Origin of the sequence: Acinetobacter sp. Ac_5812 (assembly GCF_013072695.1) — a bacterium.
In the GTDB taxonomy this organism is placed as follows: domain Bacteria; phylum Pseudomonadota; class Gammaproteobacteria; order Pseudomonadales; family Moraxellaceae; genus Acinetobacter.
On the sequence record NZ_LXUK01000027.1, the window covers coordinates 234,492 to 253,449 of the forward strand.

Genomic DNA, 18,958 nt, shown 5'->3' on the forward strand with positions numbered 1-18,958 from the left:
TTTTCAGCCATAGAACAAAATAAGAATTCAAACCATCTAGTGATAACAGCGATCCAAGCACTATTCAGATTGAACATGGAACGCTGTCATTATGGATAGTCGCTTAATTTAAGATAAAGATGTCATCCCACCACCCAATGCAGCCACCAACTGTGCCGAGTTTTTAAGATGCAATTGCTGTAATTCCAATAACCGTTCTTCTGCACTTAAACGTAGATTTTGCGCTGTGGCAACCTCAAGATAGCTCACCAATCCGGCTTGATAACGCTGTATGGCAACCCGTTCATTTTCAGTAGATAATTTAAGAAGTTGTTGTTGCTCTATCATCTGTTTTTGAAACAGTGACGCTTGCAATAAACCATCTTCCACTTCTTTCCAACCCGTCAAAACTGAATGCTTATAGGCGGCAAGTTTTTCATCATAACTGGCCTGTGCCTGTTGAATATCAGCGCGCCGCTTTCCACCATCAAACACTGTACCTAGGACTTTTGCCCCAACTGTCCATGCGGTATTGGGTGATTGCAACAGCGTATGAAACACCTGACTATTGGCACTGCTCTCCAAGCTGATGGTCAAGTCAGGTAACCATGCCGTTTGTGCTAAGCCTAATTGCGCATGCGTCATCGCTAGCTCTCGCTCTGTGCGAATCACATCGGGACGTTGTGCTAAAAGGCGGCTTGGAATTTGGTTCGGGATCGTTGGTGTACTAAATCGATAAGGACTTTTGTTTAAATTAAAAGCAGCAACATGCTGTCCAACTAAAACAGCCAAAACATTTTCTTGCAAATCTCGACTGCGTTGCAGTTCTAACAATTGCACAGCAACTTGTTTCAGTTGGGTTTCAGCCTGAATCACATCCGCACGAGCAATCATGCCTGCTTGGTATTGCTGCTGTAAAATACGCACAGATCGTTGATAACTTTGCTGGGTTTGATTTAATACATCTTGTTTGGCATCGAATAAGCGAATGCTCCAATAGGCCTCTGCGGCGAGCAGTTGCTGACTCAGTTGAATGGCAGCTAAATCTGCAGCTGAAGCTTGTAGGTTGGCCTCTTGACCTTCAACCGCTTTTGCAACTCTCCCCCAAAGATCAGGAATCCAGCTCACCGCCACATTGGCACCAAATTGCCGATTCTTAGCAGCGTTTTTAGTCTCGGTCTGATTGGCATTACCGCCCATGGTGATGCTTGGAAGCGCATTGGCGCGTTGCCCATCTAACAATGCCATGGCATGACGATACTTGGCTTGTGCCTGTTGGATGCTCAGGTTGTCCTGATCCAATTGTTGTAACAGTTTGGATAAAATAGGATCTTGATATATCTCCCACCATTGCGAAGAACTTGCTTCTACCTGAGAAACATCAATCCATTGCAGCTCAGCATATTTATACTGTGCTGCACTCGGAATAACGGGCTGCTGATAGGCTGTGGGCTTAAATGTATTCGACTGACATGCCGTAAGTAGCATGGCTGAGACAATCTCTATAGAAAGTGTAAAAACTGTTTTTTTCATAGCGACTTCCTATTTACTCCAACGCAAGATATTCAATCGCAGTTTGAAGCGATTCAGGAATTGAGCGATTTTTTCAAATATGAGATACATCACAGGGGTGGTATAGAGGGTTAATAATTGCCCTAGTGCCAATCCACCAACAATGGCAATCCCCAAAGGCTGACGCATTTCCGAGCCTTCTCCCCAACCCAGTGCCAAAGGAATCGCACCTAATAAAGCAGCAGTATTGGTCATTAAAATCGGTCTAAAACGCAATGTTGCCGCAGCGATAATGCTGTCTAAATCGCTGTGACCTTGACACCGTTGCTGCAAAGTAAAATCAATCAGCAAGATCGCATTTTTCACCACAATCCCGATCAGTAAAAAGATACCTAACAGGGCAATCAGGCTAAATGGAATTTTGAACAGCCATAAACTGAGCAAAGCTCCCAAAGCCGCTGTCGGAATGGTCGATAAAATGGTAAAAGGATGCACAATACTTTCATACGTGATCCCCAAGACAATAAAAATCAGCATGATCACCGCCGCAATCAAAGCAGGTGTGCTCAGTCCCGCCTGTAGACTTTCAGTTTCGACATCACGATCGGTCATCACAAAGATTTCTTTGGGCAGCATAATCTCAGGCAAAACCTTGCGAATTGCAGCATCGGCCTGTTCATAGTTATAGCCTTTCTTCACCACGTACCCCACCCCCATCGCCGCATATTGATTACGGCGATAAACCCGATCATTGCTAATGCCATAACTCCACGTAGCAAAATTGCTTAAGGGCACATAGATGCCTTGTTGATTTGGCACTTTGATATCCGCCAAGGCTTCAGGATGTTCAGTAAAACGTTGGTCTACTTCCATCACCACATAAAACTGGTCATTACGGTCATAAATCGTAGAAATCTGCCGTTGTGAAAAGGAGTTATTTAAAACGCTGGAAATATTTTCAATATCAATGCCCAATCGTTTTGCGGCTTCACGGTCAATATCTAAAGTGACGTGTTGAGCGCCTTCATCTCCTTGTGTTTCGACCTCTTCAAACTCAGGCAATTTGCGCATGGCCTCGGCTACTTTAGGTGCCCATTCACGTAATAAGCTCACATTGTCAGATTGCAATAACAATAAATATTCTTGAGCATTGCCACTGGAAAAAGGATCGTCCAATTCCAAATCTTGTTCGACATCCGCAGAGAACACTGCCCCTGCTTGCCAAGGTGCATTTTTCTTTAAACGCTCGACTACTTGTTTGGAGGTTAATCCGTCCCGTTCAGCTTTTGGCTTGAGACTGACCATCAAAAATGAGTTGGTCATACCACCACCGCCACCGGAAGTACCGACTACATCTTGTACTGCAGGATCTTTGAGTAAGGCTTGGTTAAATGCAGCAATCTTTGGTTGCATGATTTGAAAAGAAAAACCATCATCGCCACGAATAAAAGCGCCGACTCGCCCCGTGTCTTGTTCAGGTAATACCCGTTTTGGTAATAAATTATAGAGATAAACTGACGCCATGATTGCGGCCAGCCACAACACCACAATCAGATAAGCATGTTTCAGCACCCAATTCAGAGAGCGAATATAAGATTGGGTCAATCCCTGAATCAGATCATGGCTATAACGATACAGTCGTGGAGGGTGATTAAGAGATAGAGGTTTTAAACAGCGTGCTGATAAGCTGGGGGTTAAAATCAAGGAAACAAAGACCGATAGCAGCACCACAAAAACCAGCGTGAGCGAAAACTCTCTGAATAAGCGTTCTATCACACCGCCCATAAACAAGACCGAGAGGAAAATCACCATCAATGCCAGATTCATGGCAATCAAGGTAAAGCCAACTTCTTGAATGCCTTTTACCGCCGCTTGTGCAGGAGAATCACCTTGCTCAATATAGCGTTCAATATTTTCGAGTACCACAATGGCATCATCCACCACCAAACCAATCGCCACGATGATCGCCATAATCGACAGGTTATTCAGCGAAAAACCAGCCAAATAAATCAGACTACAAACCCCAATTAAAGTGACCAGTAATGCCATTGTGGGAATCACTGCACTCTGCAATCGCCCTAGCATCAGTACAACAACGATCACGACCAACAGCATGGATAGAAACAGAGTATCTCTTGCTTCTTCAAGACTATTACGGACGATATTTGAACCATCCATTACCACCGTTAACTGCGCATCGCGTGGCATCAATTCACGTAAAGCAGGCAATTTGGCTTTGATCAGGTCAATCGTCGCCACGGTATTGGCATTGGGCTGTCGGCTAATTTTTAATATCACCGCAGGCTGTCCATTGTGAAAACCACTGACATAGCGGTTTTCAACCGAATCACGCACTTCGGCAATATCTTTTAAGCGAATTACCCCTTGATCGGTGTGTCGGATGATCAGGTCGGCAAAATCTTGGGCGGTCTTTAATTCTGTAGAAAGCGCCACTTGCCAACGTAATTGCTGTTGTTCCACCACACCCAATGCCTGTACTACATTACTTTTCGCGACCACCTGCCGAACTTGCTCTAGTGACATCCCCGTTGAAACCAAAGCACTTGGATTGATGGTGATACGTACGGCAGGCATAGAAGCCCCATCAATCGACACTTCACCGACTCCACTGATCTGGGCCAAATTCGGTTGTAATTGATTGGATGCAATTTCATATAGCTTGGCCGCTGAAAGCTGTTTGGAGCTCAGCGCCAAATAGAAAATCGGGCTTTGACTCGGGTTAATTTTGAAATATTCAGGTGGACTCGGCATGCCTGCGGGTAACTGCGACATCGCCGCATTGATGGCAGCCTGAACCTCACGTGCCGCTTCATTGATATCGGTATTTAAATCAAAGTGCAAAACCACCTGTGTTGAACTTTGATTACTAGATGAATTGATCGCTTTAACCCCAGAAACCCCCATCATGGCACGTTCTAAAGGTGTTGCCACCGTTGCAGACATACTTTCTGGACTGGCACCGGGTAGATTGGCACGCACCACAATGGTCGGAATATCCGCTTGTGGTAATGCCGCAACAGGCAAACGTAAATAAGCCAATATACCGAGTAGAACAATCGCAATCCCCAATAGCACACTGGCAACAGGTCGTTGCACAAACACCGACAGCAGCGTCATTGCGAGGCTCCTGTTTGCTCTGAAAACTGACTTGCATCAGTTCGGGTTGCTTGTAGACGATCAAAAAAAAGATACACCACAGGCGTGGTAAACAAGGTCAGCACCTGACTCACCAATAGACCACCCACCATCACTAAGCCTAATGGTTGACGAAGTTCAGCCCCTGAACCTGAAGCCAACATGAGGGGAATGGCACCGACGACTGCGGCCAGTGTGGTCATTAGAATCGGGCGGAAGCGTAATAAAGCAGCCTGATAAATGGCTTGCTCAGCCGATAAGCCCTGATGACGTTGCGCTGCTAGCGCAAAATCGACCATCATGATGCCGTTTTTCTTGACCAAACCGATCAATAAAATAATCCCGATCAGTGCAATCATGTCCAACGGCTGACCCACCATGAACAAGGCCAGTAAAGCCCCAATTGCAGCAGACGGTAAGGTTGAAAGAATAGTCACGGGATGAATAAAGCTCTCATACAGTATGCCCAGCACTATATACATGGTCACAATCGCTGCAATCACCAACCAAAAGGTATGCTGCTGTGAATTTTCAAAAGCGGCGGCTGCGCCTTGCAGTTGAACCTGTAGCTCTGGCGGTAGCTCGAGGCTTTGCTTCACTTGCTCAATCGCAGCAATCGCTTCGCCTAAAGACACATCCTTAGCTAAATTAAAGGAAATGCCAACGGCAGGAAATTGTGACTGCTGCTGTAAAAGAATCGGTGCATGTTTTTCGACAATGGTGGCGACAGAGCTTAATAAAATCGGCTGTCCCTGATTATTATGAATATAGGTTTGCTTTAAAGCCTCAATGCCTTGGGTGAGTTTTGGGTCTAATTCTAAAACGATGCGGTACTGATTAGACTGCGTATACAGAGTTGCAATTTGCCGCTGCGCAAATAGATTTTGCAGCGCCAAACTAATGTCTTCTAGGGTCAATCCTAAACGTGCAGCCGCATCACGATTAACCTCAATATAGGCTTGTAGACCCTGCCCTGCATCTTCACTGGTCACTGCCGCAAATGCAGGCTGCTGGCGCAAGGCCTGAACCAATTTGGGTGTCCACTCCTCAACCACTTGATTTTTCGGTGCAGTTACACTCAGTTGATATTGGGTACGGCTAATTTTGTCTTCAATACTGAGTTCTTGTACGGGTTGCATCCAACCTTTAATCCCATGTACCTGTGCAAAGTTTTCACTCAGCCGCGCCATCACATCCGTTGCGGGTTCACGTTCGGCATGGGGTTTTAAATTGACCAGAATACGTCCATTGCTTAACTTTGGATTATTGGCATCCACACCAATAAAAGAAGATAAGCTGGCAACCGCAGGATCTTTCACAATCACTGCTGCCAAGGCCTGTTGACGTTCACTCATGGCTTGAAACGAGATCTGATCAGGCGCTTCAGTGACCACCTGAATCACGCCATTGTCCTGTACTGGGAAAAAGCCTTTTGGAATCGACCAATACAACAGTCCTGCTAATAGCACTGTTGCCAACATCACCATCAAGGTCAGTACTTGGTGTCGAAGTACCCATTGCAACAACTTGGCATAATGCTGAATGACGCGATCCAAACTCCATCGACTCGGTTGCTCTGTATGCTTTGGCGCATCTTTGAGTAAATAGGCACACATCATTGGGGTTAAGGTCAGAGACACCAGCAAAGACAGTGCAATCGCGGCTGCCAGTGTCACGGCAAACTCATGGAACAAGCGTCCGACTACATCGCCCATAAAGAGCAAAGGAATCAAAACGGCAATCAGAGAAATCGTCAAAGAAATTAAGGTAAAGCCAATTTCTTTTGATCCTTTCAGGGCTGCCTGCAACATGCTTTCACCTGACTCGCGGTGTCGTGCAATATTTTCAAGCATCACGATGGCATCATCCACCACAAAGCCTGTGGCAATGGTTAATGCCATTAAAGTCAGGTTATTGACCGAGAAACCAAGGAAATACATCAGTACAAACGTACCAATAATCGACAGCGGTACAGCAATACTTGGAATCAGGGTCGCAGCAAAATTACGTAGAAACAGGAAGGTGACCAACACCACCAGACACACGGCGAAGACCAATTCTTTTTGTACATCTTTAATCGAACTCCGAATACTTTCGGTTCGATCAGTGAGTACGCGAATGTGAACATTTTCAGGTAGATTTTGTTGTAATTCAGGTAGGATTTTTTTGATCTGATCGGCCACCTCAATCACATTGGCATTGGGTTGTCGCTGGATATTTACCAAAATAGCCGATTGGCTGTCCGCCCACGCTGCCATATAGCGATCTTCACTGCCCTCCAGCACTTGCGCGACATCTTTTAGACGAATCGGTGCGCCATTGTTCCAACGTAAAATCAGGTTTTCATAATCCGCAATCGAACGCATCTGATCATTGGCATCCAACATGGTCGAGCGAAAAGGCCCATCAAAACTCCCTTTCGGTTGATTGGCATTGGCAGCAGCAATCGCCGCACGCACATCTTCAGCACTGAGCTTAAATGCTGCAAGCGCAGTTGGATTCATCTGCACCCGGATCGCAGGACGTTGTCCACCTGCAAGGCTGACCATCCCCACGCCTGAAAGCTGCGACAGTTTTTGCGCCACTCGGGTATCAACCATGTCGTAGACCGTGGTCAATGGCAAACTGTCAGAACTGATCGCAAGGGTAATCACAGGCACATCGGCAGGATTCACTTTGCGATAAATCGGTGGCGTCGGTAAATCATTGGGCAATTTACTGCTCGCGGTACTTAAGGCCGATTGTACTTCTTGCTCGACAATGCCCAGTTCAGCAGACAACTCAAATTGCAGGGTGATCACCGAAGCACCAACCGAGCTATTTGAAGACATTTGCTTCAAGCCTGCAATCTTGCCCATCTCCCTTTCCAAAGGTGAGCTGATGGTTCGTTGCACCGTATCTGGATTTGCACCTGGCTGAAAAGTGTAAATCTGAATAATCGGATAATCGACTTGTGGCAATGCCGACACAGGTAACATGCGCCAAACCAGTAGACCACTGAAAAATAGCGCCAACATCAATAACGTGGTGGCGACGGGTCGTAAAATAAAAAATCTGGAAATATTCATGCGCTTATCCAGCGACCGTTTTTGCTGGGAGTGGCTTAGACACATCATCTTGAATGACTTGTACTTCTTGCCCTTCGGAAAGCCGATCAATCCCCTCTAACACCACCCGTTCATTGCCTTGTAAACCCTCAACAATCTCGGTCTGGCCTTGTGAAACCGCCCCTAGTTTTAACATCCGTACTTCGGCTTTACCTTCTTTATTCACAATATAAACATAGGTGCCCTTTGCCCCATGTTGAATGGCATCACTCGGTAAATGCACCGCGTTTTGCAAAGTCTTGGCATTTAAACGAACATTAACAAATTGATTCGGAAATAAAGCATCATCGAGATTGGCAAACACAGCTTTAACTTTGAGTGTGCCGGTATTCAGATCAATCTGGTTATCCAGTGCTTGAACTGAGCCTGTGGCCAATTGTTTTTGTTCTGCACGATCCCAAGCACTGACTTGAATGCTTTGCTTATTTTTTGTGGCTTGGCGCACTGTGTCTAAATAATTTTCTGCAATCGCAAACTGAATATATACAGGATGGATTTGGGTAATGCTCAGTAAACCTGTTGCTTCATTGGCTTGGATTAAATTACCTGCATCCTTGAGACGAAAACCAACACGCCCCTCTATCGGTGCATATATTTTGGTATAAGACAGTTGTAACTTTGCCGCATCGACCTGTGCTTGATTGGCTTGCATCTGTCCCTTGAGCTGATTGACCAAGGCTTGTTGTTGATCGACCTGCTGCTTGGCAATCGAGTCTTGTTTATATAGCAGCTGATAACGATTCAATTCGGTTTGTGCATTTTGCAACTGCGCTAAATTTTGTTGCTGTGTGCCTTGTGCCTGCGCCAATGCCACCTGAAATGGGGTTGGGTCAATTTGTGCCAATAACTGTCCTTTCTGAATGTATTGCCCTTCTTGGAAATACAATTTTTGCAACACCCCTGATACCTGACTCTGCACATTCACGGTATTGGCTGGAACCACTGTACCAATGGCTTTAATTTGTAATTGTAAGTCGCCCCGTTGTACCCCGACCACACGCACAGGTACAGGTTTACTCCATTGGCTAAACGACTCTTGTTTATTTGCTTGCGACTTCTTCCAATAATTCCATCCCCATGCAATCAGCAAGAGAAGCACCAATAATGTAATCAACCATTTGATTTTATTAGATCGAGAATGCTGTTGTGGTTTTAAATCAATCTGTTGTTCACTCATGACATACTCTACTTAATCAAACGAAAGGCATTAAAAAGATGGGAGAGGTGGAGAACAATAAAAGTTCCCTTACATTGGTTTAGTCGAACGAAAATCAAAATCAGCTCAATTTTTTCTGTAAAAGTATGTATACAATTTTATTGATATTAATAACAATTATCATTACTATTTGAAAATATTTTTTCATCCTCTTGTGATTGGCTTCTCCCCGCCAATATCTGGACTCCCCGTCATGAACCTAAATGTAGAAAAACAGTTATGGTTTAGCCAAGTTTATCAAGCCCAGCAAAGCACGCTGTTGTCATGGTTTAAGCATAAACTGCAACATCATCACCAATCTGAAGATTTGAGTCAGGAGGTGTTCTACCGTGCCTTAAAAAGTGATTATTGCTTTGAAAAGATTAAAGAACCCCAAGCTTGGCTGATGGGCATCGCCAAACATGTGATCATTGACCATTGGCGTCGCCAACATATTGAACATTTATATTTAGATGCACTTGCACAACTGCCAGAAGAATACTATCCCTCAGCTGAATACGAAGTCTGTATTCGTGAAACGCTTTATCAAGTGCATTTGATGCTGGAAAAGCTACCTCGGCGTACCGCTCAAGTGTTTCTGTTATCGCAACTGGATGGACTGACTTATCGTACCATTAGTCAAAAACTGGATATTTCTGAAGCAACAGTCAAAAGAGAGATGAAACAGGCTTTCTTGGCCTGCATAAGTCTTTATAATCAGACTGATTAATTGCTGAGTTTTCTTTGTTGCTATGTCTCAAACCCCGAAAATCCCTGATCATGTATTGGATCAAGCTGCCGATTGGCTGGTGCTCTTACATTCAGGTGAAATGACTGAGTTACAGCAACAACAATTTGAACAATGGCAGGCAGAAAAACAAGAACATGCCTTCGCCATTCAGCACATCAATAAATTTACACACGGCTTATCAGGTTTATCCAACCATTTTCCCTCAGAATCCTTAGTCCAGTCCAAGCAAAAATTTAATCTGAGCAGGAAACGAAATATGCTGCTCAGCCTGTCAGGATTGATGGTTATCGGTTGCGGCATATATCTATTGCCTTGGGCAAAATGGCAGTCTGATGATCATACCAAGGTCGGTGAAATTAAAACCATTGTATTGCAAGATGGTTCAACCTTGATCTTGGCCAGTGATAGTTATATCAAGGTGGATTTCTCCAAGCAGATACGAAAAATTCAACTGATCGAAGGCGAAATTTATATCCAAACCGCCAAAGATCCACAATACCGCCCCTTTATGGTCAACACCAAAGATGGTGCGATTGAAGCTTTAGGCACTCAATTTACGGTGCGCCAAGAACAAGATGATCAAACTCGGGTCAAAGTCTATCAACATGCAGTCGCTTTACAGCCGCAGGATTCTGGGCAACGGCAGATTTTACAGCAAGGTCAACGTGCATATTTCGACAGCCAACAGATCTCTAAACCGTTGCCATTGAATAATGAGCAACCTTACTGGACTCAACAATTACTGGTGGTAGAACAATGGCCACTAGAAAAGGTCATTGGTGAACTGTATCGTTATAAAAAAGGCACTTATTTCATCGAGCCAGCATTAAAAGACCTTCGCGTTTCAGGCGTGTTTTCATTAAAGAATCCTCAACAAAGCTTAGAGACACTGGCCTATACGCATCAACTTGAGCTGAGCTACTACACTCCATATATATTAAAAATAAAAAAAAGATAAAAAAATGATCCTTTTTTTAATCTGATCCGACTTATAGAGAAATACCCTCCCAGTTGAGAAGACCACATGAAGGATTATCAGGCGAAAATGACCTTAGCGCTGGCTGTACGCGCCATTTTATGGGGCATGCCACTCAGCATTGTCAGCATCGCAACAACGTCTGCTTATGCTGCTAATGTTTATCAGATTTCAATTAGCTCAACCACACTCGACCAAGCATTGAAGCAACTCGCCATTCAAACTGGAACGACCATCAGTTATGACTCGACTGCGCTTGCAAAAATAAAAAGCGTTTCACTGAAAGGGAATTATTCAGTAGAAACTGCTTTAGAGACTTTGCTCAAACCACATGCATTTGAAGCAGTCAAAGTTGCCAATGCTGGATATAGCATTCAAGCCAAAGCAACTGTGGCTGCTATTGAACCTAAAGTGGTTCAATTAGAAGCAATTCACACCAAGGCAAATACAACTGAATTAAATCAAAATAGCGAAACTGGCGTCGCACAATTAGCAACGATTCATTTGAGTGCCGATAAAGGCAAAAATCTCACCACAGAAGGTTCTGGTTCCTATACAGCCAAAGCAACAACAGCATCGACAGGGTTGGCTCTTTCACTCAAAGAAACGCCACAATTGGTGAGTGTCATTACCCGCCAACAAATGGAAGATCAAAACCTGACGCAACTGACCGATGTTGTTTCATAGGCCGCAGGATTAAGCATTAACCAAAGCGGTAACATTGGCAGTGATAATTCGCCTATTTATGCACGTGGTCAAACGGTTGATAACTATTTGCTCGATGGCGTAAAACTGATGAGTTCATATAGTAGTATTTTCCAAAGTCAGGACACCGCTTTATTTGACCGTGTTGAAGTCGTACGTGGTGCAAATGGTTTAATGACTGGTGCAGGCTCTGCCAGTGCCAGTATTAATATGGTACGAAAGAAACCTCTACAAGATTTTAAAGCTTCTGTCAGCACTAGTGCAGGTTCATGGGACACATATCGTACCGATGTCGATGTTTCAGCCCCATTAAACCAAGCTGGAACAATCCGCGGACGTACCGTTTTAGCCTATCAAACAGGTGACTCTTATATCGACCGCTATAGTGAAAAACGTAAAATTGCCTACGGTGTCGTTGAGGCAGACCTTACAGAAAGAACCAAAGCCAGTTTAGGAATTAGCTATCAACAGATGGATATTTCAGGTATTGCCCGCGGCGGTTTACCTTCATTTTATACCGATGGTACTTTAATTAATTGGTCACGTTCGGACTCAAACGCTGCAAGTTGGAGTAAGTCTGATCGAACAACAACAGCTTATTTTGCAGATGTGGAACATCAGTTTAACGAACGCTGGAAACTCAAAGGTATCATATCTCGTACGATCACAGCCTCTGATGAAATTGTCGGTTATGGTTACTCACGTTCAGGAATTAATAAAGAAACTGGGGCTGGTACTTTACTTTATGGATCTCATTGGGACTACGAACCAACTCAGGACTTATTTAACTTAACCTTAAATGGTTCATTTGACTTATTTAACCAAAGTCATGATCTGGTTTTAGGTACCACCTACACCAAAAGTAAAAATAAACGCCCAACCTATTCGGGTTGGAGTGTGAACACTTTAGATAATATTTTCGAATGGGATGGAAATACACCTACGCGTCCTGAAATGCCAATTGGTGGCTGGTACAGCAATGATGAAAAGAGCCAATCTGTATTTGGTGCGATACGTCTAAAACTTGCAGATCCACTGGCAGTGATTTTAGGAACACGTTTAGAAAATTGGCAACGCATAGATAAGGACTACACCAACTCTAATCAAGAACTCGTTCCTTCAAAACGTGAAGAAAAAAATAAATTCATTCCTTATGTTGGCATTACCTATGAATTAACAGAGCAATGGACAGGTTATGCAAGCTATACCAATATTTTCTTACCACAAGATAAGCAAACCACCACAGGTAGCTATATCGATCCACTGATCGGAAATAGCACAGAACTGGGGATTAAAGGTGAGTTCTTTGATAACCAACTAAACTTTGGTGCTGAAATATACCAAACTCAAGAAGATAATAAAGACATTGCGATAGAAGGAGCAACGACACCAAATGGCTCTCAAGCATACCGTACCGAATCTGGTACAAAAAGCCGCGGCTTTGAGTTAGAAACCACAGGTAAACTCACGGATACTTGGCAGCTCTCTGCCAGTTTTGCTCGAAATCTATCTCAGGACAAAAATGGCAAAAACTTAAATACGAGCATTCCAAACAACACGGCTAAACTATTTACCACTTATACTCTGCCTTATCTCGATGAAGCACTAACAATTGGTGGTGGCGTTCGTTGGCAAAGTGAAATTTATCAAGATGGTGGACCAAATGGCGTTCGCTTCACTCAAGACAGCTATGCTTTAGTCGACTTAATGGCACGTTATAAAATCAACGAAAATCTGTTGGTAAATTTCAACCTAAATAACCTGTTTAATGAAAAATATCATTTGGCGACCACCAATAGTTATTATGGTGCGCCAACCAATTTCCGCGTGGGTTTGAAATATGACTGGTAAGCCAAGCTAGCCCTAGCTTTCCATCCAGTCATAAAAAAGAGGAAACTTTCGTTTCCTCTTTTTATTTCACTTCGATACAACGAAAGCTTAAATCAAAGTCACAATCAGCAGCAGCCCAAATACAACAGTGACAATCACATTGGCTTGCAACAGTTTTTTAGGGTGATAAGTCAATAATAACCCCACTGCCAAAGCAGCAAAGGTGATACAACCCAACCACTCAGATAAACCGACCGAAGCGCCTTTCAAATAAATCATGACCAGCGCAGAGATGAGTAAAACCACCCAGCCTATAATTTCAAAACTTCGGCTGTTTTGTGCTGAAATCTGAGAACTAAAAATATCACGCTGATGCTTACTCATTCCACAAGCCAAACTCGACAAGGCCACTACTGCAACACACCACAACATCCATGCTGCCATTATGCTTGCTCCTGCACAGATTGAACCTTAGGCTGTTTTTTCTGCTTCAGTGGCAGGCCTTGGTAACGCTTTAACTTGTAATACGAATAGATAAAAATTAGACCTAAAATAATACAAACCAAATCAAAACTGGCGATCATCCATTGTCCATGATAAATACTCATCCACAGCGCCTGCCCGCCTGTAAGGAAATTCAGAATCGGCATAAACAAGAACAGTACCGCTGCTAAAGCCAGTTGTTCCAACCATGCGGGACGATGCGCCCGAATAGTCGCATGAATTAAACACAGCAGCCATACGATAAAGAACACATTAATCTCTAGCGGAGAACGTTCTGCCAACTGAGCTGGGATAAAACGATTGGCAATGAAATAAGCCGCACAGGCAATCGGTAAACCTGTAATTGCAGTAATATTCAAGACTTCAACCAGACGATGACCAAACGGCTTATATCCCAGTTTCTGCACGTCTGGAATACGTTTCACCACCCACAAGATCAGACCAGAAGCCACCATCATGGTACCCAAGATACCCGATAAAAATAATAACCACCGTAAGACAGAATCCACACCTTGCGCCATATGTAACCATGTCACTAAGGTATAAATGGCTTTTGAAGTTGAATTCACAGGCTTGGCTTCATCAATCAGTTGTCCTGTCACCGCATTAAACTTCATTGAAGGAATACTTTCTCGATCAAGCAATGTGGTGGTACGGGTTGCATTAAATTCAACATCAGCTTCAACGGTATTCGGTTTATTTACTCGAATTGAAGCAATCGGGTTATCCTCCCAACTTTGTTGAACGTATTGACTCAATGTCAGCAAATTCACCATCGGTGCTGCTGCAAGCACGGGCGCTGCTGGTTCGGCTTCACCACGACGGCCACCACCTCGATTGTCACGCCCTTCTTCGGCAGCTTCTTTTTGTTTTTGCTCTGCCAATAAACGTGCTTGCTCAGGAGTTTTAGCAACAGGTTCATTCAGCATTTGATAGAAATTTTGCCCACTTCCATAATGGCTGTTCATCGCCCAAGGCATAAACATGAACATCAACAGCAACAAGCCGCTAAAGGTGATCATGATATGAAAAGGTAAGGCAAATACCGCTGTTGCATTATGTGCATCGAGCCACGAACGCTGACCTTTGGCTGGACGGAAGGTAAAGAAATCTTTGAAAATCTTTTTATGGGTGATAATACCGCTGATGATCGCAACAAACATGAATAAGGTTGCAATACCAACAATCCAACGCCCCCAAATACGTGGCATGCCATAGAGTTCAAAATGGAAGCGATACAAGAAACCACCACCGCGCGTTTCTCGCGCTTTAATTTCCTGTCCAGTTTGTGCATCTAAATAGATTTCACCACCCCGACGGCGACCTTCACCCGGCTTACGAACATTCAGCATAATGGCAGGCTGTCGTTCATTGGCAAAACGGATATTCCAGCTTTCGGCAGGCTGCCCGTTTTGCTGCAAATACTGTAATGCATAACCCAATTGTTGCTGCTGTGAAGTATTATTCACAGACTGATGCAATTCAGGTTTCATCCACACCGTAATTTCATTTTGGAAAAAACTGAGCGTACCCGTCAGAAAAACTGCATAAAGCAACCATCCCAAGAGCAGACTTGTCCATGTATGTAACCATGACATCGACTGGCGAGGGCCTTCATTTTTACCATCAACACGCATGACTTTACCCTTTTAAAAACCAATAAATCAACGTCATCAATACACTGGGAACAATAACGCCCAACCAGACTTTCAAGGTCGAGTTGACCAGGAATACCCAAATAAACACGGCACAATGAATCACAAATGCCAGCATGGTCGCCCCAAACACGGCATTGGCTTTTAAAGGCTCGGTGGTAAACAAAGCCCCCAACAACATTGCTGCAATCGCAGCAAAGTAGTAACCACCAAAAATAGCCAAGACAAAACGTGAAAAAATCATCAATCGATATTTAATCAATGATGATTGTTCCACCTTCTTTTTTGTGACCCTTTTGGCGGAGGCCAAGGGCACAGACGCTTCAATATTCATAAAAGACACCCAGTCAGGTGACGATAATGCAAAATAATCGCCACCTGCATTTCAGGAAGATTAGAAAGAAAACTTAAGGTTTAGATAATATTGGCGACCACGGACATCACTGTATTTACTGAGGTAATACTGAGTTCCAGACATGTCGACCGTGTAATCGTTAAATAGATTTTGAATACCGAAACTCAATTCGCTAGCGCTGTGTTTTAGCAACTTACTGCTCGGCAATTTCACTTTGGCAAAAATGTCATGGTAGATTTGATCTTCGATTTTCAATTTTTGATCGGCACGACCCGTTTGATTCAAAATCGCAGTCGCATTAACCATGTCATAAGAACCATAATATTGGCTTGCCCAACCAAAGCCCCAATTGTCATTGGCTTGTAGATAAATAGAGGCATTGGCGCGATGTTTTAGCGGTGCATCGGATACCGCGCCACCCACCACACTGACAAAATTCTTCTCTGGGTCAATCAAATTATGTTGTTGGCGATATTCATTAACATGGGTATAACCTAGATTAAACGTGGTTTCTCCAATCACACTATCAAAACGATAATTCAAATTGGTATCGATCCCACTGGTTTTAAGGTTTAAAGCGTTGAATGGCGTGATATCAATTGAAACCACATCGCCAGCTTGATTGCGTTGAATGCGGCTACCATATTTGCTTTGATTGTCTAAAATATATTGCGCACTGATCGAACTGATATTATTGGTTTTTTTGATGTTGTAATAATCAATGGATAAGCGTAAATCTGGAATCGCCTCAGGGGTTAATACAATCCCAGCATTAATACTTTTTGAGCTTTCTGGGGTCAGATCTGGATTACCGCCAGAAATGCTTTCATACGTGCTAATGATTTTACCCGTTGCTGGATCAGTTAATGTCGCTCCCGTCACTTGGGTCGACGTCGCTTGAGAAATCTGAGAGACTGATGGGGTCACAAAGCCTTCACTATAAGACGCACGGAACATCAATTGGTCATTCGGTGCGAAGCGGAAACCTACTGTTGGCGTGATCGCATCAAATTTTGATTTACCAGAATCACTATAATTTAAGAACTTGGAACGATAGCCCGTAGCAGGATCAATTTTACTGTCATATTGCGGTATCTTGGCTTGGACATTGAAATCTTCATAGCGTGCAGCCAATTGCACATCCAGTAATTTGGCGAAAGGTAAATTCAGCTCAGGTGAAATCACTGGAATATTAAATTCCGTGTAAACACTGGATGCATTGCTCTTACGTTCAGTCGGCTTCACCCAAGGATTGTCGACATGTTGATGTTCCGCAAAGCCTTCACTTTCATAACGGCGATGCTCAATCCCCGTTGCCAATCGAATATCACCTGCATACCATTTTGCAATTGGACCTGTGGCTCGAATCGAGAAATCATTTAAGGTCTGCTGTGTATTATTTTTTGGATAGTTCCAGTATTTTGAAATTAGGTCGGTTGGTGTCGTGGTGAAATCTTGCAAAAAATCAATTGCATTATTAGCGGTATCTTGGTTCCATGCACTGGCTTTCGGATTCCTGCTACCCTGACGCGTATAACGTTGACGGATATCCGATTTACTCCATGCATAATCTGCCGAGAGTATCCATTCTGGTGTAAGGTCAAACGTAAAGCCCGTCGCAACTTTCTTCTGGGTGGTTTCAAAGGTGTCCTTGGCAAACCCACCTAGGCTATCCAAACGCATTGGATAATTCACTAAAATATCCTTGCCAAAAGGATTATGCAGACTATCTTTACTCACTGTTACCACGTTATAACCGTGCGGTGAGGTATTAAATGACCAACCCTCTTCTTTTTCATAGCCCACCTCAAGAAACACATTCAGACGATCAGTAAAATCACGATTTAAAGAAAGCCCAAACGCCTCAGTCTTGGTATCGTAAAGTAATCCCTCTTTCCCCGACCAGCCACTCACTCCATCTGACAAACCTAATGCATAGCCTTGACCCAGTTTGCTCAGATCGCCATTCCAACCTTTGGGAAGATGTGCCATAGATGAGCCCCACCCTGGTACTAATTCAGAACCATCTTTACTACGAATATTGGTTAAATTGCCTGCAGGCGGGTTGACCTTGTCCCCAATAAGACTATTCGGATTATTTTTTAAAATATTTTGGCGAGATTTATTTTTCCAGTCACGTTCACTGGCCAACAAGCTATCTTGGTCTTTTTTGGAAGCCGTCAACATCACATGGGTACGGCCATCTTCCAGAGAAAAACCTGAAACCAAATTAAAAGATTTGGCGGGTTGTTGATTATCCACAGTATCGCTATAGCGCACGTTCACTTCGGTGCCGACATAGTCTTTACGCAAAATCACATTAATCACACCACCAATCGCACCACTGCCATAAATCGCAGCAGCGGATGTCGGTAATACTTCAATCCGTTCAATTGCAGCCAAAGGAATATTATTTAAATTGGGTTGATCGGTGGATTCAGAAGTACCACGACTGCCTGTTCCCGCACTACGGCGGCCATTAATTAACACCAAAGTTTGACTGGCACCAAGTCCACGTAAATTAATTTGACTCGATGTACCTGAGAAATAGCTGGAATTATTGGTTGAGGTCGCCATCGGTAATACTTTAGACAATAACTCGGTGACTGTGGTGGTACCTGAGCGCTCAATCTCTTCCCGCTCGATCATGGTGTAGGCTTGGACATCATCTTCGCTACGTGGAATATCCATATTGCCCGATTTATAGGCAACATCGGCCTTACTTGCCGTCACTGCAATGGTCGGCAGCGTCGAGGCTTTATCTACACTGTCCTGTGCAAATACCTGTGGAGATGACAACACCAATAAAACAGAAATGCAGAGTGTTGTTCTAATAAATTGAGATGATTTGAGAGAGTTATTTTGTTCTAACACGTAAGAACCTTAATTCATTATTAAAAATTTCGTGAATAATACACAAAACAAACAAAAATGACAATAATAATGATAATTATTATCAATAGTAACATTTGCTACAAATCTTCTTCTGAATTTTTAAAGTCTTCAATAACAACAAAAGATTACGAGGAATAAGAGGTCATCGATGAATCTTAACAATTGATAAAGCGCTCAACTTTAGACAAGATTAGGAGCTATATGCTCTCAGTAGTCATGTGAAGAAATACTCTAAAGTTTGTGAGTAACTTCACACTTTGTAGGTATACAGATCTAATAGCGCAATTAATAGCTAAGCTTAAAAGTGTTGCTACTGCGGTATTACTCGGAACATACGC

Annotated in this window: 10 protein-coding genes and 1 pseudogene; 3 read left to right on the forward strand and 8 right to left on the reverse strand. The window is 43.5% G+C overall.

Features of this window, described 5'->3' with window-relative positions:
- Positions 1-108: 108 nt before the first annotated feature.
- Genes A7P55_RS21380 through A7P55_RS21395 form a run of 4 tightly spaced genes read right to left on the reverse strand, consistent with a single transcriptional unit; the run spans position 109 to position 8,931 of the window.
- The gene (locus A7P55_RS21380; RefSeq protein WP_171553715.1) at positions 109-1,512 is read right to left on the reverse strand and encodes an efflux transporter outer membrane subunit; all 1,404 of its coding nucleotides are present in this window, start codon (positions 1,510-1,512) and stop codon (positions 109-111) included.
- Positions 1,513-1,521: 9 nt separating this feature from the next.
- On the reverse strand, positions 1,522-4,629 hold the full coding sequence (locus A7P55_RS21385; protein ID WP_171553716.1) for an efflux RND transporter permease subunit: 3,108 nt from the start codon (positions 4,627-4,629) through the stop codon (positions 1,522-1,524).
- A complete protein-coding gene (locus tag A7P55_RS21390) occupies positions 4,626-7,715 on the reverse strand; it encodes a multidrug efflux RND transporter permease subunit (protein WP_171553717.1) in 3,090 nt (1,029 codons plus the stop codon). The genes A7P55_RS21385 and A7P55_RS21390 overlap by 4 nt, the downstream gene beginning before the upstream one ends.
- A gap of 4 nt (positions 7,716-7,719) precedes the next feature.
- Positions 7,720-8,931 (reverse strand): efflux RND transporter periplasmic adaptor subunit, encoded by a 1,212-nt coding sequence (locus A7P55_RS21395; protein ID WP_171553718.1) that lies wholly within the window; start codon positions 8,929-8,931, stop codon positions 7,720-7,722.
- Positions 8,932-9,163: 232 nt separating this feature from the next.
- Between A7P55_RS21395 and A7P55_RS21400 the strand changes: the two genes are divergently transcribed.
- From A7P55_RS21400 to A7P55_RS22765, 3 genes and pseudogenes are all read left to right on the forward strand, one after another.
- Complete coding sequence (locus A7P55_RS21400; protein ID WP_171553719.1) at positions 9,164-9,679, forward strand: sigma-70 family RNA polymerase sigma factor; 516 nt, start codon at positions 9,164-9,166, stop codon at positions 9,677-9,679.
- 22 nt (positions 9,680-9,701) lie between these two features.
- Positions 9,702-10,658 (forward strand): FecR domain-containing protein, encoded by a 957-nt coding sequence (locus tag A7P55_RS21405; RefSeq protein WP_171553720.1) that lies wholly within the window; start codon positions 9,702-9,704, stop codon positions 10,656-10,658.
- 66 nt (positions 10,659-10,724) lie between these two features.
- Positions 10,725-13,232 (forward strand): annotated as a pseudogene (locus A7P55_RS22765) (TonB-dependent siderophore receptor).
- An 87-nt stretch (positions 13,233-13,319) separates the two neighbouring features.
- On the opposite strand, the gene A7P55_RS21420 reads toward A7P55_RS22765, so the two are convergent.
- The 4 genes from A7P55_RS21420 to A7P55_RS21435 are packed head-to-tail and all read right to left on the reverse strand — an operon-like array spanning position 13,320 to position 18,599.
- Positions 13,320-13,655, reverse strand: coding sequence for a DUF3325 domain-containing protein (locus tag A7P55_RS21420; RefSeq protein WP_171553722.1), 336 nt, complete (start codon positions 13,653-13,655; stop codon positions 13,320-13,322).
- Positions 13,655-15,352 carry a PepSY-associated TM helix domain-containing protein gene (locus A7P55_RS21425; protein ID WP_171553723.1) on the reverse strand — a complete coding sequence of 566 codons (1,698 nt, stop codon included), beginning with the start codon at positions 15,350-15,352 and terminating at the stop codon, positions 13,655-13,657. Before A7P55_RS21425 ends, A7P55_RS21420 begins: the two co-directional genes overlap by 1 nt.
- Before the next feature lie 4 nt (positions 15,353-15,356).
- Complete coding sequence (locus A7P55_RS21430; RefSeq protein ID WP_171553724.1) at positions 15,357-15,704, reverse strand: DUF3649 domain-containing protein; 348 nt, start codon at positions 15,702-15,704, stop codon at positions 15,357-15,359.
- A gap of 60 nt (positions 15,705-15,764) precedes the next feature.
- Positions 15,765-18,599 carry a TonB-dependent receptor gene (locus A7P55_RS21435; protein WP_171553725.1) on the reverse strand — a complete coding sequence of 945 codons (2,835 nt, stop codon included), beginning with the start codon at positions 18,597-18,599 and terminating at the stop codon, positions 15,765-15,767.
- Positions 18,600-18,958 lie beyond the last annotated feature (359 nt).

Bases quoted from the DNA above. Each gene is read 5' to 3' on its own strand.
- A7P55_RS21380 (WP_171553715.1), bottom strand. From the start codon at position 1,512: ATGAAAAAAACAGTTTTTACACTTTCTATAGAGATTGTCTCAGCCATG.
- A7P55_RS21385 (WP_171553716.1), bottom strand. From the start codon at position 4,629: ATGACGCTGCTGTCGGTGTTTGTGCAACGACCTGTTGCCAGTGTGCTA.
- A7P55_RS21390 (WP_171553717.1), bottom strand. From the start codon at position 7,715: ATGAATATTTCCAGATTTTTTATTTTACGACCCGTCGCCACCACGTTA.
- A7P55_RS21395 (WP_171553718.1), bottom strand. From the start codon at position 8,931: ATGAGTGAACAACAGATTGATTTAAAACCACAACAGCATTCTCGATCT.
- A7P55_RS21400 (WP_171553719.1), top strand. From the start codon at position 9,164: ATGAACCTAAATGTAGAAAAACAGTTATGGTTTAGCCAAGTTTATCAA.
- A7P55_RS21405 (WP_171553720.1), top strand. From the start codon at position 9,702: ATGTCTCAAACCCCGAAAATCCCTGATCATGTATTGGATCAAGCTGCC.
- A7P55_RS21420 (WP_171553722.1), bottom strand. From the start codon at position 13,655: ATGGCAGCATGGATGTTGTGGTGTGTTGCAGTAGTGGCCTTGTCGAGT.
- A7P55_RS21425 (WP_171553723.1), bottom strand. From the start codon at position 15,352: ATGCGTGTTGATGGTAAAAATGAAGGCCCTCGCCAGTCGATGTCATGG.
- A7P55_RS21430 (WP_171553724.1), bottom strand. From the start codon at position 15,704: ATGAATATTGAAGCGTCTGTGCCCTTGGCCTCCGCCAAAAGGGTCACA.